This window comes from Agromyces sp. MMS24-JH15, from assembly GCF_043518605.1.
Lineage (GTDB): Bacteria > Actinomycetota > Actinomycetes > Actinomycetales > Microbacteriaceae > Agromyces.
Window position 1 is genome coordinate 3,140,003 of record NZ_CP171358.1, and the last position, 21,852, is coordinate 3,161,854.

The following is a 21,852-nucleotide window of genomic DNA, read 5'->3' on the forward strand; positions in this document are numbered from 1 at the left end:
ACATCGATGACGACGACATCGCATGCAGATCCGCACGACGCACTCGAGCCCATCGCGGCCGCGGTGGCCGAGGTCCTGAGCTGTCCGCTCGAACTCACGACCGACATCGCCTCGGCACTCGACGCGTTCGAGTCGGCGCACTGCCTCGACCCGCGCATCCAACCTGCCTTCACCGCGTCGGTGCTCCGCGGGTTCGTGCGAGACATGGACCGGCAGGTCGTGCATGAGATCCGTGAGCCGCTCGGGATGGCCATCGCACTCGTCCGCTGGGATGACCGTCTGCTCGTCATCGGCCCGTACACGCACGAGCCCATGCATCCGGGTCTCGCCGAAGAGGCCATGAGCCGGTTGGGCATACCCAGTGCCCACCTCCCGATCTACAAGTACTACCGCACCAGGTATCCGATCGTCGACGCCGAGTACGTGTATCGCGGAGCTGCCAGCCTGCTTCGTGCAGGCGGCGGCGAGGATGCGCTCGGCAGTCTTCGCGAGGTCGAAGCAGAAGGCGGGACGATCGCCCCCGGGGTCCGGGAGGCTCCGCAGTCCGCCGCATTCACCGTGATCGAAGAGCGCTATCGACTCGAACGGGAGTTCATGGACGCCGTCGAGACTGGCTCATCCGAACGAGCGCTCTCCGCCTTGCAACGCATGGGCCGGATGCCGCAGACCATCAGCTACCTGAACACGCCGTTCCTCGGCACGACCATCCTGCGGATCATGGCCCGGGTCGCCGCGCAGCGCGGCGGACTGCCGCCGGTCACCGTCGATGCGATCTCGCAGGAGTATGCGCAACGACTGCACCGCATCGGCCATTCCTCCGACCCGAAGCGTTCCGCCTCGTTCACCGCGCAGATGGTCACCGACTTCTGCCGACACGTCCGTCGTCACAACCAGCGCGAGTATCCGGCTCTGGTGCGTCGGGTCACGGACGAGATCGACCTCCACCTCAGCAGCCAGGTCTCGACGACCGAGCTCGCGGACCGGCTCGGGGTATCCACCTCCACGCTCGCGCGACGGTTCAAGTCGGCGACCGGCATGACCATCGTCGCGTACACGGCCCGGCAGCGGGCCGAGCGCGCGGCCCGACTGCTCGCCACCACGACGCAGAGCGTGCGCGATATCGCGCTGTTCGTCGGCTACGACGACGCGAACTACTTCGTGAAGGTGTTCCGAGAGGCGCACGGGATGACGCCGACCGCCTATCGCGAGGCTCACACGGGCTGACGTGCAGGGGGCCGCGGATGCACGATCCGCGGCCCCCGACATCGGCGCTCGTCAGGCGAGCACGACCTCGGTTTCGCTCTCCGCCGACTGCAGCGCTTCCTTCTTCTCGGCGACGCGCTTCTGCACCTCGATCATCTCGGTTCGGTCGAGCTTGTAGCCGCGCATGGCGATCAGCGAGATCGCCCAGCCGAGGATCGGCAGGCCGAAGAAGAGCGCCAGGCTCATGAGCAGGATGGGAACCGATGCGTTGTCAGTGGGCTGGGGCATGACGGTGGTGAATCCGATCAGGGCGACGGCACCGAGTGCGAGCGCCGCGCCGAGCGAGGTGATGACCTGGTCGACGATGTTGTACGTCGCGGTCACCGTGGCGGGGAGGAACTTGCCGGAGCGGTCGAGCTCGTAGTCGATGACGTCGGCCCGCATGGTGCCGGACGCGACGGTGACCACCATCGACGCACCGTTGAGGAGGAGGTACACGAGGAAGAATCCGATCGTGAGGGCGAGGTTGCCCAGGATCGAACCCATGTCGACGACCAGGCAGAACACCGTCAGCACCGTGGCGAGGATCAGGCAGATCCACGTCCACGTGACGGTCGCCGCCTTGGATCCGTGCCTTCCCGCGTAGCGGGCGCCGAAGATCGCGAACACGATGCCGGGGAGAATCGCGATGAGGCCGAGCACCGAGCCGAGCTGCATGTTGCCGAGCAGGATGCCCCACATCAGCGTGCCGATCACGGCCTGCGACTTCACCACCTGGGCGAGTTTGTCGGATGCCCCGCTGATCAGGTAGCGCTGGAACGGCCCGTTCTTCGTGAGCACGTCCCACATGTCGCGCAACGAGACGTCGGCCTTGGCGCGGTCGACCGAGATGTGCGCGAAGTTCTCGGGCTTGTCGATCCTGGCGACGCCGATGCAGGCGAGGATCTGGAACACGAGCGAGCAGGCGACGTAGGTGATCGCGGTCTCGCTGAGCATCCCGACCGTGAACTGGTTGCCATGCCGCGGCAGGAACACCACGGTCGAGATGATCGAGAAGGCCGCGGGCACGAGGTATGCGTAGACCGTGGACCACACCTGCACGGTCGCCCGCTGTCGCGGGTCGTTCGTGAGGACCGGCCCGGTCATCTGCCCTGCGATGTCGTTCATCGAGGAGCCGATGATGTACACGAGGTACATCGCGATGAAGTACACCGCGCCGAGCCCGGTGTCGGCGCCCCAGACGAACAGCATGAGGATCGCGACCGAGCGGATGAGCCATCCGCCGAACATGAAGAACCGCAGCTTCCCGAACCGGAAGTTCACCTTCTCGATGATGAGCGCCAGCACCGGGTCGATCAGGCCGTCGAACACACGGGTGAGGGTCAGGATCAGGCCTGCCGCCGCCACCGCGATGCCGTAGCCGGCGTTCTGGAGGTAGCTCATGAGCCCGACGAGGACGTAGAAGATCATCGCCGAGCCGTTGTTCATCTGGGAGAACGCGATCTCCCACGTTCGGGCGCGGCGGTAGGTCACGCCGTCTGCCTCGCTGGCCGTCTGCTTCGGGTTACGCGCCATTGCGTGTTCGCTCCTTCGGGAATCCGCTCCGACGATCGGCGGGTCGTTCCGCCGGGCGTCTCATGAGCCGAAGGCAAGCGTAGGAAGAGGAGCAGGGGCCCCGATAGAAGTCCCAGAGCGGACATAGAAGAGAATCGGCGAATCCTGCGCGCGCCGAGTCAGCGCCACATGACGAACGCGGGCCAGAGCGCACTCGACTGCGCTCTGGCCCGCGTCACCGGGAAATCCGGGCGTCACGCCTCGAGGAGTTCGCCCATCTGCTTCGCGATGAGGGTGGTCGCGAACCGCGGATTGAGGCGGGACAGCCGGTCCATCGCCGCAGCGTCGGACCCGATCGTGGCGCGGAATCGCGCCTTCTCGATCGCAGCGACGATGACCTTCCCCGCGTGGACCGGACTGGTCGTCTTGTACGCGGGCGCCTCGGTTGAAGCGTCGCCCGCCAGGCTGACTCCCGAGTTCGCCGCGATATCGGTGCCGATCGCGCCGGGGAACACGACGCTCACCTGCACGTTCGTGTCGAGGAGCTCGGCGTAGAGCGCCTCGGTGAGGAAGCTTGACCGCGGCCTTCGACGCGCCGTACACCGCCTGCCCGGGCACCGGCGCATACGAGCCCATGCTCGCGACGTTGAGGATCGCCGCCTCTGGGCGCGCGAGCAGCGTCGGCAGGAACGCCTTGCACATGTTCATGACGCCGCCGAAGTTCACGTTCATGACCTTGTCGATCTCGGAGAACGGCAGGTCGACGACTTTCATGAATTGCTGGATCACGCCCGCGATGTTCACGATGCCGTCGACCTGGCCGTGCGCCGCCTCGATCGCGGCGGGAAGCCCGGCGACCGCCTCTCGATCGGTGATGTTCACGACGTGCTGCGAGAAACGGCCGCCCGCCCCGGCCAGCCGGGCGGTCTCGGCGAGCCCGTCGGCATTGAGATCGACGCCGGCGACCGAGGCTCCACCGGCGAGGAGGCGGAGCGTCGTCTCGCGTCCGATGCCGTTGCCGGCGCCGGTGACGACGAAGACCTTGTTCGCGATATGCATGTTCGATTCCTGTCTCTGAGAGAAGTGGGCGTGGTCAGTCGAGGCGGGTCGGTGCGCCGGGTGTGACGCCGGCACCGTTGAAACTGTCGATGGCGAACCAATACGGATGCCCCGCGTTCAGCGACCCGACCTCGAGGTCGGTCCGGTCGTAGACGAGCCACGAGTGGGAGAGCTTGTCGGGCGAGAGCCCGTAGCGCACGTTGTAGCCCACAGCGCCCGGCACGGCCTCCCACCGCAACGAAGCCGTGCGGGGATCGCGCCGCTCGCCGACGACATCGACTGCGCCAGGCAGCGGCACGTCGGCGAGGCCGAACACGCGCAGCCCGCTCACGGCGAAGGCTCCCCCGAAGGGCATCGCGCCCGCGGTGACCCGGATGTGCCGCGCGCGTCGCGCCTCGGGCAACACGACGAACGCATGGGGGGCATCCTCGCGTGTGCCGATCGTGTCGTGCACGACGGCCCACTCGACACCGTCGAGCGAGACCTCAACACGCACCTCGGTCGGCTGCGAGTCGGGGAAGACGGCGCGCTTGCCGAACGTCGCCTTCGCGAGGTCGCGGCGTCTGGGTGCGCGCGAGGCGAGGTCGTGGTCGGCGAGGTTGACCTGCAACGCATGGACGGTGGCCTCAGCGCCGAGATCGAGCTGCAGCCACTCCCCCGGCCGATCCGAGCCGGCGACCCACCAGGTGCGCACGGACTCGTCGGTCGCGAGCGCCGGGTCGTGCCCGTCGGCCGACGACGAAGCGATCGCGGCGGCGCGGTACGAGAGCAGCATCCAGCCCGGGGATGCCTCAGTCCACGGGTCGAACGCGCGGTCGGGCACCTGCATCGGGTAGTCCGCGAAGTTCTGGTTGCAGAACAGCGCGCCGTCGTCGTCGAACCCGGCCGGGAACAGCCCGATCCGCCGCTCGAAGTCGGCGTTGACCGACACGCGCATGGTGGCGACGTGCCACCAGTTGCCGTGCCGATCCTGGAAGGTGCTGCCGTGCCCGGCGCCCGTGATGAACCCGCCCGGCTTCGACGAGAACGGACTGTGCGGGTCGTACTCGAACGGGCCCAGCGGACCGTCGCCGACATAGGCACCATCAGCGTACGTGTTGAACTGCGTGCCCGGTCCCGCGTACTGCAGGTGGTACCGGTCGCCGACGCGGGTCATGTACGCGCCCTCGATGAACGGTGCGTCGCCGATGTAGGCGTCCAAGACCTTGCCCGCGAATCCGCGCCGGACCTCGGGCACGTAGTCGTCGCCGGTTCGTTCCCATCCGCGGGTCTCGGTGTCGGCCGCGATCAGCGGCACGGGCTCGCCGATGCGCTGCAGCGTCGCACGGTCGAGCTCGACGCCGTGGATCGGCTCCTTGTGGGAGCAGCCCCAGTACAGGTAGAGCCGGCCGTCGTCGTCTTGGAAGGTGTCGGGGTCCCAGAAGGCGATGTCGCTCGGGGCGACCTCCTCGAAGTCATCGGTGAGCGGATCGACACTGCGGAAGAAGCGGCCGTTCGTGCGCCGCGACGCCGTGAAGAGCAGCGCACCGTCGACCTCGCGGACGTCGGGTGCGTAGTCGATCGCCGGGATCTTCTCGCTCGGCTGCAATGTCCACTCGACGAGGTCGTCGGAGTGCCAGAACCCTCGCGTCATCGACGCGAACATGTAGTACCGGCCGCGGTAGAGGACGACGGTCGGGTCGGCGGCCTCGCGATGCACGCTGCGACCGGCGAACGGCGTGCGCACATCCTGATACCGGTAGGCGAGGTCGAGCGGGTTGCAGACGATGCGAGAGGCCAAGGTCGTTCCTTCGAAACAGTCGGAGAGCGTGGGGTCGATCAAGTTGGCAGCAGCCGCCGAATCCGGCCGAGACCAGGCGCGCCAGTGTGTCGCGCGCCCGGCCGTCGGTCGACGAGATCCGGCCGATCTGGATCTGCTGGATTCCTCGCACCGGCCGTTGCGCCGGAGTCGGCACGGGTCAGACCGTCTCGCCCGCGTCGGCGAGGAGCGTGCTGCCCGTCATGATCATCGAGAGGTCGCTCGCGGCGAAGAGCACGACGCGGGCGATGTCGTCGGGGGTGCCCATGCGGCCGATCCTGCTCGTGTTCATCACGTCGAGCGGGGGCATCTCGATGCCGGCGGCGGCGGCCGCTTCGGCGCCGGCTTTCGCGGCGGCGATGTTGCCCTCGGTGGGCACGAAACTCGGTGCGACGCCGAGCACGCGGATGCCGAGCGGGGCGAGGTCGACCGCCAGCGACTTCGTCATGCCGAGCGCGGCGTGCTTCGAACCCACGTAGGCGGCCATCCCCGGGAACGCCACCTGCACGCCCGCCGTCGAGATGATGTTGACGATGACGCCGCCGGATCCGTCGGCCGACATGCGACGCGCCGCTTCTCGCGAGCCGAGGAAGACGCCTCGTGCGTTGACCGCGAACGTCGCGTCCCACATCTCGTCGGGCATCATCGTGACGGGCGCGTTCGGGAATATCCCGGCGTTGTTGACCCAGATGTCGATGCCGCCGAGTTCGGCGACCGCGAGGTCCGCGGCCGCCGCGACCGAGGCCGCGTCGGCGACGTCGGCGCGCGTGCTCGCGACTCGTACGCCGTACCGGTCGGCGAGTTCCGCGGCGGCCGCGCGCGCGGCGTCGGCGTTGAGGTCGACCAGCAGCAGGTCGGCACCGGCTTCGGCCAGTCGTGCCGCGATGGCCTTGCCCAGCCCCTGTGCGGCTCCGGTGACGACGGCGCGACGGCCGGCGAGCGAGAGCAGGTCAGTCAGCGAGCGGGTCGAGACGTCGGCGAACGGGAAGCTCACGCTGCGACCTCCGCCGACTCGAGCCCGTTGCACCGGGCGACCGCGCCGAGCCAGGCGAGGCTCGGCTTCGGGGTGCGCACGAACGTGTCGCGGTCGACCGCGATGAGGCCGAACGTCGGCTCCCAGTGGCCCCATTCGAAGTTGTCGAGCAGCGACCAGTGCAGGTAGCCGCGCACGTCGATGCCGTCGGCGATCGTGCCCGCGAGGCCCCGCAGGGCTTCATCGGTGTAGCGGATGCGCTGGGTGTCGTCGGCCGTGGCGATGCCGTTCTCCGTGATCACGATCGGGGTGTGCTCACTGATCTCCCAGGCGTGGCGCACCGCCATCGCGAGCGAGTCGGGACGGAACGAGGTCCCGACGAGCGTGTTGTCGGGAGCGGGCGGGTGCGGCACGAGTCCGTTCGCGTCGACCTGCTGGCTCGAGTACGCCTGAACTCCGACGAAGTCGTCGCCTCGCGAACCCTCCCAGTACACGTCCTCCTTGCCGTGGCGGATCTGGAGGAGCTTCTCCTCACCGCCGGGCGCCGCGGTCAGCGCGCCGGCTGCGATCGTCCAACCGACCTTCGCGCCGGTGCGCGCGCGAACGATCGCGCGGGCCGCGTGGTGGATGCGGGTGAACAGGCGCCCGATCTCGGGATCGGCGTACGTGAGGAACTCGCTGTGGGTCTGCTTCTTCTCCTCGTCGCCGTCGGCCTCGACCGTGGGACTGGTCCATTCGCCGCCCGATGCCGCGAGGTGGCGCATCGCGGTCATGATCGCGGCCTGCATATTCGGCTCGTTCATGGTCGCGACCCACTCGACGCCGTCGAGGATCGTGCAGGCCTGCTCGACGTAGGCGCAGAACAGCTCCTGCGCCTCGGGGCCGTCCCAGCCGCCGAGGGCGGCGAACCACTGCGGCGTGGTGAAGTGCTGCAGCGTCACGACCGGGGTCACCCCGTGCTCGAGGCAGCAGTCGATCACGCGCCGGTAGTGCGCGAGCTCGGCCTTCGAGAAGTACCCGCGCACCGGCTCGATGCGCGACCACTCCAAGCTGAACCGGTACGACGTCAGTCCGGCTTCGGCCAGCAGGCGGATGTCCTCGGTGTAGCGGTGGTAGCTGTCGACGGCGTCGCCGGAGAGCTCCATGCCGGGCATCATCTGCTCGCGCGCCCACCAGTCGCTGTTCACGTTGTTGCCCTCGATCTGGTGGCCCGCAGTTGCGGCGCCCCACAGGAATCCATCGGGGAAGGTGGTCATGGGTTCGTTCCTCTCGTTCGTTGAGCGGGTGTGATTTCGGTTCTGGATGCCGCGTGCCGTTCCCGCGGCAATGGGGTCAGGCCGTGACCGGTACGGCGACGACGGCAGGAAGCGGCGCGGATGCGTCGTGCCGCCCGGCGCAGATCCGGTGCGCGGTGCCGTCGGGCATCACCACGCGGGCGCTCGTGCCCGACGGGATGTCGGCAGTCAGCGACATCCGTTCGCCCTCGATCCGCCACTCGACCGTGATCGTGCCCTGCGGGCCGTCGTGCGAGCCGCGCGCCCAGGTGACGCCGCCGCCGGGGACGGGCTCGATGACGACCCGCTCCCAGCCGATGGAGTCGATGTCCTGTCGGAGCCCGAGGGTGTGGGTGTGCAGGAAGCGCATCGCGGCGCCCTTGCTGTAGTGGTTGAGGGACTCGTGGGCGTCGCCGTGCTCGTCGATGCCCTCCCAGTCCTCCCAGACGGTGGTCGCGCCGCGGTCGAGCATGTACCGCCACGACGGCGCGGTGCGCTGCTGCAGGAGCTCGTATGCGACATCCGCCCGCCCGTGGTCTGCGAGCACCGGGAGCAGGTCGCCGGTCGCCAGGAAGCCGGTGCCGACGTGCGTGCCCGCCGCCCTGATCAGCTCGACGAGGCGATCGACCGCGGCCTCGCGGAGTTCGTCGGGCACGAGGCCGAACGCGAGAGCGCGCACGTAGGCGGCCTGCGTGTCGGTGGTGGTCGTTCCGTCGGGGCGGAGGTATGCCTGCCGCCAGGCCTCGGCGATGCGGTCGGCGATCGCCGCGTAGCGGGCGGCATCCTCGTCGCGGCCCAGAATGCCCGCGATGCGGGCAAGCGTCGCGGTGGATCTGTGCAGGTACGCGGTGCCGACCTCGCCCTTGTCGGCCATGAACCAGGCCATCGGATTGTGCTTGATGGGGTCGATGCGGTTGCCGTCGGCGTCACGCTGCTGGGGTTCGGTCCATTCGCCCCAGTGGAACGTGCCGTCCCAGAGGTACTGTTCGAACGGCTGAGGATCGGCGGAGGCGTGTACGCGGGCGAAGTGCCGGGTCGTGCGCGCCTGCTCGAGCGCCCACTCGACCCACCGGACCATCGCATCGACGTTCTCGGCGAGCACCTGCTCGTCACCATAGGAGAGGTACAGCTCCCAGGGCACGGCGACGATCGCGTCGCCCCAGCCCGACGAGCCGGTCATCATCGCGAACTGGTCGTCGAGGTGGTGCTTGATGCGCCGGCCGTCGGGCGAGAAGTTCGCGATGCGACCGTCGTCGAGCTGGTCGTCGCGCACCGACCGCAACCACTTGCGGCTGAAGCCGTGCACGTCGTACAGGCGCGTCGCCATCGGCGCGAACACCTGGTAGTCGCCCGTCCAGGCGAGTCGTTCGCGGGTCGGGCAGTCGGTGGGCACGTCGACCGCGTTGCCGCGGAAGCTCCAGTCGGCGATCGCGTGCAGGCGGTTGAGGTCGTCGTCGCTGCACGCGAACGCGCCCGTGCGACGCAGGTCGGTCTGCACGATGCGCATCGCGAGGGATGCCGGCGCGAGCGTGCCGTCGTCGGACCTCGTGATCCGCGCGTACCGGAAGCCATGCACGGTGTGGCGGGGCTCGAAGTCGCCCGCCTGCTCCCCCGCGACGACCTCGTCGCGCTGCACGAACGCCTTGCGCCCCTCGGGCCGCTCGGAGTCGAGGTGCGAGGTGTCGAGGTCACCGTCGCGGCCGAGCGCCTCGCCGTAGTCGATGACGGTGCGGGTGCCAGGAGTGCCGAGGTCGGTGAGCCGGATCCACCCGGACGCGTTCTGCCCGAAGTCGGCGAGCCACACTCCGTCGGCGAGGCGAAGCAGCTCGACCGGCGTGCGTGTCTCGACGACGCGGACCGGCGGCGCGGGCGACCAGTCGATCGGTGGTGCGTCGACGACATCGACGAGTACGGATGACTCGGCCGCGCGCGGTACCGAGAGGTCGAGTGTCTGCCCGTCCATGAGGTCGGCGCGCGTGATCGCAGAGCGGCGGCTCGTCCACGTCCCGTCGCTGACCACCACCCGCCGGGTGCCGTCGGCGAGCTCGAGGTGCAGTTCGATGCGGGCAGCCAGCGTCGTGCCCCATCCGGCGGGGAGGCGGAACGCGCCGACCTGGCCGCGGTACCAGCCGTCGGAGAGATCGAGCTCGATCGTGTTGTCGCCGTCGCGGACGAGGGCCGTGACGTCGGCGGCCTGCGCATGCAGCGTGCGGTCGTACGACGTGGAGCCCGGCGCGAGTTCGACCGTGCCGACGCGCTCGCCGTTCACGGTCGCCGTGTAGACGCCGAGCGCGGTCGTGTAGAGCCGTGTGGTCACGACCGCGCCGGCGACCGTGAAGCCGCCCGCGAGCACGTGAGCGGCGCGCCGCCCGTATCCGGGGTCGTCGTCGGAACGGACGGGTGCCTCGACCGGCGAGATCCAGTGCGCGGTCCAGTCTTCGTCGAGGAGACCCGCCTCGAACACCGCGAACGCGGACCACGCGGCATCCGTCGCTCGCTCGTCCGCGACGCGAACGCGCCACCGCACGTGCTGACCGCTTCGCAGAGCCTGGAACGGCCAGGCGACCAGACGACGACCGGTCACCTCGGCGACGAGCGGCTCAGCGTCGTCGATCACGGCTTCGACCAGGTACGCGGCGCGGATGTCGCGGTCGACGGGGTCCTTCCACGAGAGCCGCGGCGTGGCACCGGTGACGGCGAAGCCGTCGCCGCCTGCGTCGACGGCCAGTTCGGAGGGTGCGGTGAGCATGACGGATCGCTTCCTTCGCTGCTGCTGGGAGATCGGGGCGGGCGTGCGCCCGGGTCAGCGGATCGACTTGACCTTGAGCAGGATGATGAGGCCGCCGAAGAAGGCGAACGCGGCACCGAGCAGGTACAGCAGGGTGTAGTTCTTCTCTCCGCCGGTCGCGCCGAGCATGATCACGAGACCGGCCAGCAGTGGCGCGACCGCGCTGGGGATCTTCTGGGCGAACTGGATGACCGCCATGTATCGACCGGCCTGGTCGCGCTCGGGGATGATCGCGTAGACGATCGCCTGGTCGACGGTCGCGAACACCGCGATCGTGAGCTGCATGAGCACGGCGCCGGCGACGATCTGCGGGAGCGACCACGCGGTGGCTTCGACGACCGCGCCGACGACGAACAGCACGGCGGCGATCATGACGAACAGGCGACGACGCTGGAGCTTGTCGGAGAGGAATCCGCCGGCGATCGCACCGATGGCGGCTGCGAGCACGCCGATCATGCCCACCGTGGCGACCACGCCGGCGACCTCGCGCACGGGCATGTCGAGGCGCTGGGCGTAGAAGAACGTGCCGAAGGTCGTGTTGAAGTACAGGCCGATGAAGAAGACGAAGCGACCGAGCCAGTTCCACGCGAAGTCGGGGTACTTGCGGATGTTGAAGCCGTAGCTCGAGATGACGGACCTGACCGTGACCTGCGTCGAGGGAGCGAGGTCCTTCGAGCTGCCCTCGGGCTTGATGAGCGGGAAGAGCGCGAGCAGCACGGCGCCGATCGCACCCGGCACGACGAAGACCAGGAACGTGTTCGACGAGACCGCGTAGGCGACACCGATGCCGAGCACCGGTGCGATCTGCGTCATGAGGCCGGTGAGGGCCGATACCTTGCCTCGTTGCGATTCGGGCAGCTTGTCTGCCTGGATCGTCTGCAGGGCTGCACCGGCGATCGACCAGCCGACCATGCCGAGCACCCAACCGGCACCGACGACGAGCAGGCTCGGCGCAAGGCCGATGACGACGAGTCCCGCGAGGCCGATCGCCGTGCCGAGGTAGATGAACGGGCTCCGGCGGCCGAACCGCGAGCGCGTGCGGTCGCTCCAGATGCCGACGAGCGGGCTGATGACGAGGTAGACCGCCTGTGCGATGCCCGTGATGAAGCCCAGGAACTCTTCGTGGCCCGGCGCGAGCTCGGTGATGCGCACCGCGATGCCGTACGAGAGGGGCACCATCATCGCCATCGATGCCCCGAAGCTCGCGAGCATGAGCCAGGCGATGTAGCCCTTGCTCATCGGCTGCTGCGGCTCGGCCACCGCGCTGTCGACCGCCGGCGCGACATTCGCGTCGGACACGGCGAGGCCGACGGCTTGCTCCGCGCCCGGCTCGTTCTTCGTCACCATTGACTCCTTCATCGGTGAAGCCGACCACGCGATCGTACGCGGGCCGTGCTGAGGAATTCCTCAAAAGTAACCAGACTGGTTACGTTATGGCCAAGAGTAACCACAGCGGTTACGATTGACAAGTCGGCTTCGGATGCCGGCCTGCCAGACTCGATGAATGGGCCGACGGGGAGAAGACATGCACGGTTCGAACTCGTCGGTCATCGCCGAGGCGCCGGATGCCGCGGCGCCGACCTCCGCCCCCCGAGGCCGCCGCGGACCGTACGCGAGCACGCCGGCACGCCGCGCCGAGATCGTCCGCGCCGCCCTGGCGAGCTTCGCCGAGCACGGCTACGAGCGCGCTTCCCTCCGCGACATCGCCGCCAGGGCCAACCTGACGCACGCCGCACTCCTCCGGCACTTCGCCAGCAAGGATGATCTCCTCCTCGCCGCCCTCGCACAGCGCGACGACGACGACGAGGAGATGGCGCGCCGCATCATGCAGTCGAAGGTCTCGGCCGAGCGCGTGCTCTCCAGCGTGCTCGCCGACGAGTTCGCCCACCCCGAACACCAGCGCAACTGGCTGGCGATCACCGTGGCCGCGACGAACCCCGAGCACCCGGCGCACGACTTCTTCATCTCACGACGTGAGCGCATGCGCGTGCACTTCTCGAGCGGGCAACTCACCACCGCACACGACAGCGAGCAGCTCACCGCCGACGACAAGGTCACGATGCTGATGGCGATGATCGACGGACTGCGCATCCAGGCACTCTTCGACCCGACGAGGCCGACCCTGCCGTTGCTCGAGACGTTCATGCGACTGGTCACGACCGACGATGATCGGCGCGGAACCCTCGACGCATCGTCACCGTCGGACTGACCACGCGACGCTCCGACACCTCGATCCTGCGCGGATCAAGTCGCCTTGGAGTCAGGGCCCGACGGCGCAGACCCCATCGCCCGAGCGACCGTTAGCCCTCCCCCGTGCCCCGTGAGGCCGCCGTCGACCGCGATCTCGGCACCGGTAACGAACGACGAAGCCGACGAGAGCAGCATCGCGACCACGGCCGCGACCTCGACAGGGCTGCCGGCGCGACCCATCGGCGTCGTGTCGAGACTCGCGGCCCGGAACGCATCGGGCGCGCTCGCGGTCATCGGAGTGTCGATGTATCCGGGGCTGACGAGGTTGACGCGGATGTCGCGACTCGCGAGCTCCATCGCCGCCGACTTGGTGATCCCGCGGAGCGCCCATTTGCTCGCACCGTAGGCGATGCCGTAGTGCGCGATGGACCCGGCTGCGGAGCCGATGTTGACGATCGATCCGCCAGCGATCGTCAGTGGTGCGAGGGCCTGGATGCCGAGCGCGGGGCCCATCGCGTTCACCGCGAACGCCGCCTCGAAGTCCTCGGGGGCCGCATCGGCGAGTCGGGCCCGCCGCGTGATCCCGGCCGCGTTCACGAGCCCGTGCAGGGCGCCCCCCTCCCCACGGATTCGCTCGGCCAGTTCGTTCCAGCCGATCGGCTCCGCGACGTCGAGGACGACGCGCTCGATCCCCGGCGACGGCTCCCCCTGGTCATCCCAGGCGAGATCCGCCGAGATCACCCGTGCGCCGCGCTGTGCGAGCAGGGCCGCGGATGCAGCGCCGATTCCCGACGCCGCACCCGTCACCACGTACACGCGATCCGCGTGTTCGATCACTCGACGATGCCGAGGTCTCGGACGTCCTCGATGTCGCCCGCGTCGGTCCAGCTGGTGCCGTCGAATCGGCTCAGCTGGTACTGGAAGATGACGCGACCGTGCGCGCTCGCGTCCAGGGTGGTGCCGTCGCGAAGCATCGGGTTCTCGGTTGCGTCGAACGAGTCCCACGCCGCGAGGAGGCCTTCGCTGTCGTACGTCTCGGCGCGGCCGAGCGCCTCGACGAGGGCGGCGCCCAGCCCGTAGCCCTCGAGCGCGAGCGCGTTCGAGGCGTCCTCGGCATGGCCGCTGGCCTCCATGTCCTCCACGAACGCGGCGACCACTTCGTCGTCGGCGTAGCGCGGGTCGGACGGGTCCTTGAAGAACTGATAGGAGTAGGCGCCCTCCACCGCCTTCGGACCCGAGATGCCGATCACGGTGTGGAAGTCGGAGACGGTGGACGAGAGGAAGACCGTCGGCTTCCATCCGATCTGGTCCATGTACGCGAGCGTCGCCCCGCCGGTCGGTGCGCCGATGTTGATGATGACGGTGTCGACGCCGGCGGCTTGGAACTGGCTGATCTGCGCGCTGAGGTCGGCCGTGCCGGGCGGGACCGCCGCGACCTGTGCGGGGGTGATGCCCTGGGCGGCGAGGCCCGCGAGGTGGCTCTCGGTGAGGTCGTTGTTGAACCCGATGTAGCCGACGACCGCGTCCGGCGCGTTCTCGTTCAGCCACTTGCCCTGCAGCTGCGCCTCCCACGAGACATCCGGCCAGAATGCTCGCTGCATCGGGAACGCCTCGATGTCGCTCAGCGGGGAGTTCCCGGCCATCGCGACGCCCATGACGTCCTTCCGCCCCAGGTACTCGCGGCCGGCGATCGCGATGCCGCCGAAGTTGACGACGGCGATCGCGCCGTCCTGCTCGACGAACTTCCGCTCGTTCTCGACGAGGCGTGCGGGGTCGTAGGCGTCGTCGGCGGTGACGAGCTTGATCTCGCGGCCGTCGATGCCGCCGTCCTCGTTCGCTGCGGCGATCGCGGCCTCCAGGCCGGACAGGCCCGGCGCGACCGAACCGAGCGGTCCGCTCTGGGGCCAACTGGCACCGATGACGATCGGGCTGTCGTCCTCGGCGGAGCCTCCGGTGTCGGCGGCGCCGGCTCGGGGCGTGCAGCCGGCGAGCGCGAGCATGGCCACTGCTGCGACGGCGATCGTGGCGACCTTGCCACGGCGTGCTGGGTGATTCATCGGGGTTCCTCTCGGTGGGTGGTCGGGTGGATTGCAGGTCGGGACTGGCGGCGAGCTCGGAGCGTGCGCCGGATCGAGGCGTTCACGCGACGCACTCCACCTGCGATGCCGTCGGGGGCGACGATGACGCAGACACCGAGCACGACAGCGAATGCGAGCTGGGCGAGGTACGCGGATGATTCGCCGGGAATGACCGAGCTCGCGAACGACGGCAGGAAGACGACCATCGCGGCTCCCAGGACCGCGCCGATCCACGATCGGCTGCCGCCGACGACGGAGGCGACGAGCAGGGTGATCGAGAAGATCAGCGGGTAGGACTCGGGGACGACGAGTCCCAGCACGAATGCGAAGACCGCTCCGCCGAATGCGGCCAGGGCGGAACTGATCACGAAAAGCTGCAGCTTGACCCGTTCGACGTCGACGCCGTTCGCTGCAGCCAGGATCCGACTGGCGCGGATCAGCGCGAGCGCCCGCGCGGTCCTGCGTCCGACGAGCCGGTCGAGGAACACGATGGTGAGCACGAGCAGCCCGAGCACGACGAGGTATTGCCATTGCGCGTCGGTCAGCGACTCGGTCGGCGACGGGAATGCCGGTGCGACCAGCGTGACGCCTGCCTGGCCGCCCGTGAAGTCGGAGAAACGGTACAGGAGGACCGGGAACAGGGCGGCGATCACGATCGTGAGCAGGCCGAGGTTGAACCCGCCCATGCGGACGGCGGGGAGTCCGATCACGAGGCCGACCACTGCGCCGACGATGACGGCCGCGAGCAGCGCGAGTCCCACGGGCCACTCGAGGAATCGCATCGTCATCATCGCGGCGTACCCGCCGATGCCGAACGTCGCGCCCTGCCCGAGGCTGACCTGCCCGGAGAATCCGGTGAGCAGGTTGAGGCTGGCGACGCCGATCGCGACCGCCCCGACCCGACTCAGGTTGAACAGGTCGTAGTCGCTGATGAGGAAGGGCACGGTGCCGGCGACCGCGATCGCCGCGATCGCGAGCCAGAACCCCATGCGACGGTGCGACGCGCGGATCGGCGGGGCGCTCTTCGAGACGACCGGGTTGGAGTCCAAGACGGGGGCGCTCATGCTCGCACCACGCTTTCTCTGCCGAACAGGCCGGCAGGCTTGACCAGCACGACGGCGATCACGATCGCGAATGCGAAGACCACGTTGAGGTCACCGCCGAGTCCGGGGATGTACCGGCCTCCGATCGCCGTCAGGATGCCGATGAGGAGCCCGCCGACCACGACGCCGACGCGACTGCCGATGCCGCCGAGGTTCGCCGCGGCCAGCGCCATGAGCAGCGGAACGGTCATCATCGCCGGCGAGAGGCCAAGGGTCGGCGCGGCCACGACGCCGGCGACGGCACCGACGGCGCATGCGGCCGCCCAGCCGGCGGACAGCCAGACCCCGGCGCGGAGTCCGAGGAACGCGGCGGAGCGCGGGTTCTGGGCCACCGCGCGAAGGCGGAGTCCGAAGGTGGTCCGGGTGAAGACCAGGGCCATCACGAGCATCGTGCCGGCGACGAGTACGACGCCGCCGATCTGCTGGCTGGTGAGTCGGAGCCCTGCGAAGTTCACGACCCAGGTCCCGAATGGACTCGGGAATCCGCGGGGGTCGGTTCCCCAGACGATGCTGACGATCGCATTGAGGCCGAGCAGCAGGGTGACCCCGAGGGTCATCAGGGAGTCTTCGCGATGCGGGGGGACGAATCGGACGACCCCGTGGTACAGCGCCGAGCCGATCGCTGCGGAGGCGACCACGGCGATCACGATGGCGGGCCAGATCGGGATGCCCATCTGCACGCAGGACCACGCGATGTACGCGGCGACGACGGCGAGCTCACCCTGTGAGAGGTTCAGCATGCCCGTCCCCTGGAACACGACGCCCAGCGCGAGGGCGAGCGCGGCGTAGACGACGCCGGTCATCAGCCCGTCGAGGCTGATCTGCAGGAATTCGATCACCGCTCACTCCCCTGGTTCGCGCCGATCTCGACCGGGTCTTCCGATGCAGGTGTTCGCTCCCGGGAAGCGCTGCCCGCACCGAGGTAGTCCGCATGGACGGCATCGACGGTCTCGAGATCGCCCGAGGGGCCTTCGTGGACCACGCGACCTCGCGAGAGCAGGACGGCCCGGTCTGCGATCGCGAGCGAGAGCTTGGCGTTCTGCTCCGCGAGCAGGATCGTGAGCGCCCAGGCATCGCGCAGGCCGCTGAGCCGATCGAAGAGGTCGCGTGCGGTCAGCGGTGCGAGGCCGAGCGATGGCTCGTCGATGAGCAGCAGCCGGGGTCTGGACAGCAGCGCGCGCGCGACCGCGAGCATCTGCGCCTGGCCTCCCGAGAGGGCGCCCGCCGGCCGACGCCGGAACTCCCGGAGCACGGGGAACGTCTCGTACACGAGCTCGAAGTCGGCCGCGACCGACGATTTCGAACGCGACCCCCGACGGCTGACCGAGCCGATCCGGAGGTTCTCCTCGACGGTGAAGTCGGCGAACGTGCCGCGGCCTTCGGGCACGTGCCCGATTCCGAGCCGTGCGATTGATGCGGTGGACCTTCCCCCGAGATCCGCGCCGTCGAACCTGCAGGTCCCGGATGTGTCCACGGCCCGGCAGATCGCTCGAAGCAGTGACGACTTGCCGGCGCCGTTCGCTCCGAGGAGGGCGACGATGCTCCCCTCCTCGACGTGGAGGTCGATGCCGTGGAGCACCCCCACCCGGCCGTAGCGCGCGGTGAGGTTCTCGAGCTCGAGCAGGCTCATGCCGCCACCTCCGCGTCGACGCCCAGGTATGCCGCGACGACCGCGGGGTTCGCCCGGATCTCGTCCGGGTATCCGGTGGCGAGGAGCTTGCCGGCGTCGAGCACGGCGATCCATCGAGCGGTCCGCATGACGAGCGCGACGTCGTGCTCCACGAGGATGCTCGTCATGCCGGTGGTCCGGCTCTGCGCCGCGATCAGGGCGAGCAGTTCGTCGGATTCCGCGGCGCTGAGCCCCGCGGCCGGCTCGTCGAGCATGAGGATGCGCGGCCGTGAGGCGAGTGCGCGAGCGACTTCGACACGACGTCGGTCTGCATGCGCGAGTGCGCCGGCAAGCCTGCCTGCCGACTCGGCGAGGCCGACGGCGGTCAGGTGCTGCCACGCGACGTCGCGTGCCTCGCGTTCCTCGCGTCGGGCCTTCCGGCTTCCGATGAGCACGCCCGCCAGCCCTGAGGTCGTCCAGGCCTGGGTGCCGGCCAGGACGTTCTGGAACACGTCCTCGGTGTCGAGCAGCGTGGGCGTCTGGAACGTCCGCGCGATCCCGGCGCTCGTGCGCTGGTGGGCTCGGAGGTGACGGAGCGCATCGCCGTCGAGTTCGATGTCGCCCTCGTGCCGGTAGATGCCGCTGATGCAGTTGAACAACGTCGTCTTCCCCGCGCCGTTGGGTCCGATGACCGCGGTGACGCCGCCCTGGGGCACGTCGAACGTGATGTCGTCGAGCGCTCGGACGCCTCGGAACGAGACGCCGACCGCACGCAGGCTGAGGATCGGTCGCGGGGCGATGGCGTCGGGACGCGCGCTCACGAGAGTTCGACCCGCATCGGCATGGTCTCCCAGGCGCGGAGCGTGTTGTTGAGGTGCCGTTCGGGCTCGCCGATCAGTTCGATCGACTCGACCCGCCGCGCGAGCGCGGTCACGAGCGAGACCGCTTCGAGCCGCGCGACGTGTTGCCCGACGCACTGGTGGATGCCCATGCCGAAGCCGACGTGTCCGGACGGGTCGCGCGTGAGGTCGAACCGCTGCGGGTCGGGCCAACGACGCGGGTCGTGGTTCGCCGAGCCGAGGAACATCAGGATCTTCCGTCGATCCGGGATGAGCACGTCCCCGACGACGATGTCGCGCGTCGTCGTTCGGAAGAAGGTCTGCACAGGTGCCTCGAGCCTGATGGCCTCGTCGAACGCGACGCGCGCGAGCGCGGGATCCTCGCGCAGCATCGCCCAGGCGTCCGGATGGGTGGCGAACGCATGCAGCACCGCGCCGATGGCATGGACGGTCGTGTCGACCCCCGCCGAGAGCAGCGAGCGGACGATGAGCGGAGCTTGCGCGGGCGTGATGTCGCCGCGGTCCGCGGCCGACCAGATCGCGTCGCCGAAGCCGCCGTCCGCGATCTTCTCGCGCGCGCACTGCTCGTTCACCCAGCCCGCGTGCTCGCCGATGTGCGGCGCTCCGTGCTGGACGAGGAAGTTCTCGGGACCGAAGCTGTTGAAGAGGTGATCCCCGTAGGGAAGCAGGTGGCGGCGTCCCTCCTCGGGAATGCCGACCGCGTCGGGGAACACCCGGAGCGGGAAGGCCTCGGCGAGCGAGGTGACCGCGTCGAACTCGGTTCCCTGCTCCAGGACCTCGTCGACGAGCCGGTCGGCGTCGGCCTGCCATCTGGGCGCCAGTTCGCGCAGCGCCCGGGGGCCGAGGATCCTCGACAGCACCGCGCGCGGCGCATCGTGGTGGGGCGGATCCGCCTCAAGAAGCAGGCTCGGCGGACGCCACGGCGCCTCCGTGCGGAAGTCGGTGATGCCGACGCCCGCAGAGGACTCGAATCCCTGCCAGTCGAGCAGCGCCGCCCGGACGGTGTCGTATCGGCCCATCGCGTAGACGCCGTAGCGCTCGAGGAGGACGACCTCGCCCGCCTCCCTGAGGCGGTGCTGGAACGGGAGGGGATCGGCGAGGACGGCCGCGCTGAACGGGTCCTCGTCGGTCGTCGGGATCGCCGTCGATGCGGTCGGGGTGCTGGTGGTCATCGGTGCTCTCTTCGTCGAGATCATGCGGATCGCCGGTCGGGATCGGGATGGGGGTGGTCGGGCGCGGCCTGCGGTCAGAGGGCGATCACGAGTCGATCGCTCCTCGACCTGGACACGCAGGGGAAGAAGCAGGTGCCGGCCGCTCGTTCGCCGTCGTCGAGGATCGCGTCGCGATGGTCGGGTTCGCCGTCGACGACATCGGTCTCGCACGTTCCGCAGACCCCTCTGGAACAAGATGTGAGGATGTCGAACCCGGCCTGGCGGAGCGCGCCCGCGACGGGGGTGCCCGGCTCGACCGTGACGACCGTCCCGGTTCCGAACACCTCGACCTCGAACGCCGTGGTCCTGGCCGGATCGGCGCTCTCGGTCGCAGCGAACCGCTCCACACGCGACCAGCCCGGGCGCCACGCGGCCGTGGCGCGTGCGACGGCGTCGATGAGCGTGCCGGGCCCGCACGTGTAGGCCTTGAGGTCCGCGTGGTGTTCGCCGAGCCAGGCGCCGACGTCGATTCGGCCGCGTTCGGACGTGCGCACCTGCACCCGCTCGCCGTGCTCGGCGACGAGGTCCTCGACGAACGGCATCGTCGACCGCTGCCGTCCGAGGTAGAGCAGTTCCCACTCGGCGCCGAACGCGGTCACGGCTCGCAGCATGGGAATGATGGGGGTGATGCCGATGCCGCCCGCCACGAACCGGTAGCGGGGCGACGGCGCGAGGCGGAAGTTGTTGCGGGGGCCGCCGAAGCCGACCCGGTCGCCCTCCGCGAGGACGTCGTGGACGAACCTGGAGCCGCCGCGACCGTCGGGTTCGCGGAGGACCGCGATCTCGTAGCGTTCCGCGTCACGCGGGTCGCCGAGCAGCGAGTACTGGCGCGTCGTCCCGTCGGGGAGCACGAGGTCGATGTGGGCGCCCGGGGTCCAGTCCGGGAGCCGGGTTCCGTCGGGGCGCACGAGCGTGAGGTGCGCGACGCGGTCGGTCCGCGCACGCTTGCGCTCCACGACCAGCGCGTCCTGCGCGAGCAGCGTCGCGCGCATCGCTTCGTTGCGATCGGGCATCGGGGTGTTCTCCTCGTCGTCATCGACTGCGGTTCGGAAACGGTAGGTCCGCCAACGGGTCTCGTGGCGGCGGTTTCCGTTTCAAGTGGAAATCGGTCGGTTCGGTCAGCGTGGGCCGGACCGACGGCTCGCGAGGTAGGCCATCGACTCATCCGATGAGCGCACGAGCGCCCGGTAGCGTCCCCGGGGCTCGCTTCGGGGTGCGCCTGCGGCAGCGAGGCGCGGCGCAGGTCACCGGCGATGCCGTCAGCGGCGCGGCGCAACCGGTCGCGGATCGGCTCCCATGGTTCGTCGTCGTTCGGGACGACGGCGCCGATCGCGGCGACGACCTCACCTGCGGCCCCGATGACCGGGACCGCGACGCCGCGGGCGGCGAGGTGGACGTACCCGTGGCCGAGCGCGCATCGGGTTCGACGGACGCCGTGCAGGATCCGGCGCAGCTCGTCGGGATCGGTGATCGTCCGATCGGTGAACGGGCGCAGCGGCCCGGCCAGCACGGAGCGCTGCACCTCCAGGTCGGAGAAGGCGAGGAGCACGAGCCCGATCGCGGAGGCATGTGCCGGGAGGCGTCCGCCGACGATCGTGGCATTGACCACTGCGGTCCTGCTCGAGAGTCGCTCCAGGAACATGACGTCACTTCCCGCCAGAACGCCGAGTTGGACGTGCTGGCCGACCTCGGCGTGCAGGTCCACCAAGTGCGGCAGCGCGAGCTCCCGCAGTCCCACGGCACCCGGGGTTCGGGAGGCCAGTTCCCAGAGCTGCATGCCCAGCCGATAGGTCCGATCGGGATTGCGCTCAAGCAACCCGTTCCGTTCGAGGTCGGCGACGAGGACGTGCGTGGTCGACATCGGAAGGCCGCTGCGGCGCGCGAGCTCGGACGCGGTGAGGTAGGGGTGGTCGACGGAGAACGCGTCGAGCACCTGCAGCTGCCTGCTGAGCGTGGACCGTCCCCCCGATGCGCGCGCCATCACTCACCTCGCGAGAATCCGCGTCCGCGCTCGCGAACGATCGGGGCCGGCGCGATCGGCACCACGTGCCCGCGGTTCCAGGCACCGGCGACGGCCGCACGGCTCCACGGCGGGGTGGTCACGTCTGGCCTCCATTCCGGTCCGCGCATCGTCGCCGCGGATCGCCCCAGT

General features: G+C 69.5%; 17 protein-coding genes and 1 pseudogene. 2 read left to right on the forward strand and 16 right to left on the reverse strand.

Annotation, left to right across the window (positions count from 1 at the left end; translation table 11 throughout):
- Nucleotides 1–6: 6 nt before the first annotated feature.
- On the forward strand, nt 7–1,224 hold the full coding sequence (locus ACDF64_RS14305) for a helix-turn-helix transcriptional regulator (protein WP_394552031.1): 1,218 nt from the start codon (nt 7–9) through the stop codon (nt 1,222–1,224).
- 51 nt (nt 1,225–1,275) lie between these two features.
- Here ACDF64_RS14305 and ACDF64_RS14310 read toward each other — a convergent pair whose 3' ends face one another.
- From ACDF64_RS14310 to ACDF64_RS14340, 7 genes are all read right to left on the reverse strand, one after another.
- A complete protein-coding gene (locus ACDF64_RS14310) occupies nt 1,276–2,778 on the reverse strand; it encodes an MFS transporter (RefSeq protein ID WP_394552032.1) in 1,503 nt (500 codons plus the stop codon).
- A 60-nt stretch (nt 2,779–2,838) separates the two neighbouring features.
- Nucleotides 2,839–3,816: an SDR family NAD(P)-dependent oxidoreductase gene (locus ACDF64_RS14315; protein ID WP_394552033.1), complete on the reverse strand. Its 978-nt coding sequence runs from the start codon at nt 3,814–3,816 to the stop codon at nt 2,839–2,841.
- Between the two features lie 34 nt (nt 3,817–3,850).
- Nucleotides 3,851–5,596, reverse strand: a complete 1,746-nt coding sequence (locus ACDF64_RS14320; protein ID WP_394552034.1) for a family 43 glycosylhydrolase — start codon at nt 5,594–5,596, stop codon at nt 3,851–3,853.
- Nucleotides 5,597–5,774: 178 nt separating this feature from the next.
- Nucleotides 5,775–6,608 carry an SDR family NAD(P)-dependent oxidoreductase gene (locus ACDF64_RS14325; RefSeq protein ID WP_394552035.1) on the reverse strand — a complete coding sequence of 278 codons (834 nt, stop codon included), beginning with the start codon at nt 6,606–6,608 and terminating at the stop codon, nt 5,775–5,777.
- Nucleotides 6,605–7,843, reverse strand: coding sequence for a glycoside hydrolase family 1 protein (locus tag ACDF64_RS14330; protein WP_394552036.1), 1,239 nt, complete (start codon nt 7,841–7,843; stop codon nt 6,605–6,607). The genes ACDF64_RS14325 and ACDF64_RS14330 overlap by 4 nt, the downstream gene beginning before the upstream one ends.
- A 76-nt stretch (nt 7,844–7,919) precedes the next feature.
- Nucleotides 7,920–10,610 carry a family 78 glycoside hydrolase catalytic domain gene (locus ACDF64_RS14335; protein ID WP_394552037.1) on the reverse strand — a complete coding sequence of 897 codons (2,691 nt, stop codon included), beginning with the start codon at nt 10,608–10,610 and terminating at the stop codon, nt 7,920–7,922.
- A gap of 54 nt (nt 10,611–10,664) precedes the next feature.
- A complete protein-coding gene (locus ACDF64_RS14340) occupies nt 10,665–11,996 on the reverse strand; it encodes an MFS transporter (RefSeq protein WP_394555155.1) in 1,332 nt (443 codons plus the stop codon).
- Between the two features lie 178 nt (nt 11,997–12,174).
- On the opposite strand from ACDF64_RS14340, the gene ACDF64_RS14345 reads away from it, so the two are divergent.
- Entirely contained in the window at nt 12,175–12,858 is a 684-nt protein-coding gene (locus tag ACDF64_RS14345; protein ID WP_394552038.1) for a TetR/AcrR family transcriptional regulator, read from the forward strand.
- Nucleotides 12,859–12,893: 35 nt separating this feature from the next.
- On the opposite strand, the gene ACDF64_RS14350 is transcribed toward ACDF64_RS14345, so the two are convergent.
- The 9 genes and pseudogenes from ACDF64_RS14350 to ACDF64_RS14390 all read right to left on the reverse strand — a co-directional run.
- On the reverse strand, nt 12,894–13,676 hold the full coding sequence (locus ACDF64_RS14350; protein ID WP_394552039.1) for an SDR family NAD(P)-dependent oxidoreductase: 783 nt from the start codon (nt 13,674–13,676) through the stop codon (nt 12,894–12,896).
- Nucleotides 13,673–14,896 (reverse strand): ABC transporter substrate-binding protein, encoded by a 1,224-nt coding sequence (locus ACDF64_RS14355; protein ID WP_394552040.1) that lies wholly within the window; start codon nt 14,894–14,896, stop codon nt 13,673–13,675. The genes ACDF64_RS14350 and ACDF64_RS14355 overlap by 4 nt, the downstream gene beginning before the upstream one ends.
- A complete protein-coding gene (locus ACDF64_RS14360) occupies nt 14,893–15,981 on the reverse strand; it encodes a branched-chain amino acid ABC transporter permease (RefSeq protein WP_394552041.1) in 1,089 nt (362 codons plus the stop codon). The genes ACDF64_RS14355 and ACDF64_RS14360 overlap by 4 nt, the downstream gene beginning before the upstream one ends.
- Entirely contained in the window at nt 15,978–16,859 is an 882-nt protein-coding gene (locus ACDF64_RS14365; protein WP_394552042.1) for a branched-chain amino acid ABC transporter permease, read from the reverse strand. The genes ACDF64_RS14360 and ACDF64_RS14365 overlap by 4 nt, the downstream gene beginning before the upstream one ends.
- Nucleotides 16,856–17,650: an ABC transporter ATP-binding protein gene (locus ACDF64_RS14370; protein WP_394552043.1), complete on the reverse strand. Its 795-nt coding sequence runs from the start codon at nt 17,648–17,650 to the stop codon at nt 16,856–16,858. Before ACDF64_RS14370 ends, ACDF64_RS14365 begins: the two co-directional genes overlap by 4 nt.
- A complete protein-coding gene (locus ACDF64_RS14375; protein ID WP_394552044.1) occupies nt 17,647–18,450 on the reverse strand; it encodes an ABC transporter ATP-binding protein in 804 nt (267 codons plus the stop codon). The genes ACDF64_RS14370 and ACDF64_RS14375 overlap by 4 nt, the downstream gene beginning before the upstream one ends.
- Nucleotides 18,447–19,661, reverse strand: a complete 1,215-nt coding sequence (locus ACDF64_RS14380; protein WP_394552045.1) for a cytochrome P450 — start codon at nt 19,659–19,661, stop codon at nt 18,447–18,449. Before ACDF64_RS14380 ends, ACDF64_RS14375 begins: the two co-directional genes overlap by 4 nt.
- A 74-nt stretch (nt 19,662–19,735) precedes the next feature.
- Nucleotides 19,736–20,713: a PDR/VanB family oxidoreductase gene (locus ACDF64_RS14385; RefSeq protein ID WP_394552046.1), complete on the reverse strand. Its 978-nt coding sequence runs from the start codon at nt 20,711–20,713 to the stop codon at nt 19,736–19,738.
- Nucleotides 20,714–21,024: 311 nt separating this feature from the next.
- Nucleotides 21,025–21,681, reverse strand: a pseudogene (locus ACDF64_RS14390) (IclR family transcriptional regulator); the annotation flags it as partial.
- Between the last annotated feature and the right edge of the window lie 171 nt (nt 21,682–21,852).

What these genes read in the sequence shown, in the direction of transcription:
- ACDF64_RS14315 (WP_394552033.1), bottom strand. Translation starts at nt 3,816, where the DNA reads ATGCATATCGCGAACAAGGTCTTCGTCGTCACCGGCGCCGGCAACGGC.
- ACDF64_RS14385 (WP_394552046.1), bottom strand. Translation starts at nt 20,713, where the DNA reads ATGCCCGATCGCAACGAAGCGATGCGCGCGACGCTGCTCGCGCAGGAC.
- ACDF64_RS14340 (WP_394555155.1), bottom strand. Translation starts at nt 11,996, where the DNA reads ATGGTGACGAAGAACGAGCCGGGCGCGGAGCAAGCCGTCGGCCTCGCC.
- ACDF64_RS14380 (WP_394552045.1), bottom strand. Translation starts at nt 19,661, where the DNA reads ATGACCACCAGCACCCCGACCGCATCGACGGCGATCCCGACGACCGAC.
- ACDF64_RS14335 (WP_394552037.1), bottom strand. Translation starts at nt 10,610, where the DNA reads ATGCTCACCGCACCCTCCGAACTGGCCGTCGACGCAGGCGGCGACGGC.
- ACDF64_RS14370 (WP_394552043.1), bottom strand. Translation starts at nt 17,650, where the DNA reads ATGAGCCTGCTCGAGCTCGAGAACCTCACCGCGCGCTACGGCCGGGTG.
- ACDF64_RS14330 (WP_394552036.1), bottom strand. Translation starts at nt 7,843, where the DNA reads ATGACCACCTTCCCCGATGGATTCCTGTGGGGCGCCGCAACTGCGGGC.
- ACDF64_RS14305 (WP_394552031.1), top strand. Translation starts at nt 7, where the DNA reads ATGACGACGACATCGCATGCAGATCCGCACGACGCACTCGAGCCCATC.
- ACDF64_RS14345 (WP_394552038.1), top strand. Translation starts at nt 12,175, where the DNA reads ATGCACGGTTCGAACTCGTCGGTCATCGCCGAGGCGCCGGATGCCGCG.
- ACDF64_RS14355 (WP_394552040.1), bottom strand. Translation starts at nt 14,896, where the DNA reads ATGAATCACCCAGCACGCCGTGGCAAGGTCGCCACGATCGCCGTCGCA.
- ACDF64_RS14310 (WP_394552032.1), bottom strand. Translation starts at nt 2,778, where the DNA reads ATGGCGCGTAACCCGAAGCAGACGGCCAGCGAGGCAGACGGCGTGACC.
- ACDF64_RS14360 (WP_394552041.1), bottom strand. Translation starts at nt 15,981, where the DNA reads ATGAGCGCCCCCGTCTTGGACTCCAACCCGGTCGTCTCGAAGAGCGCC.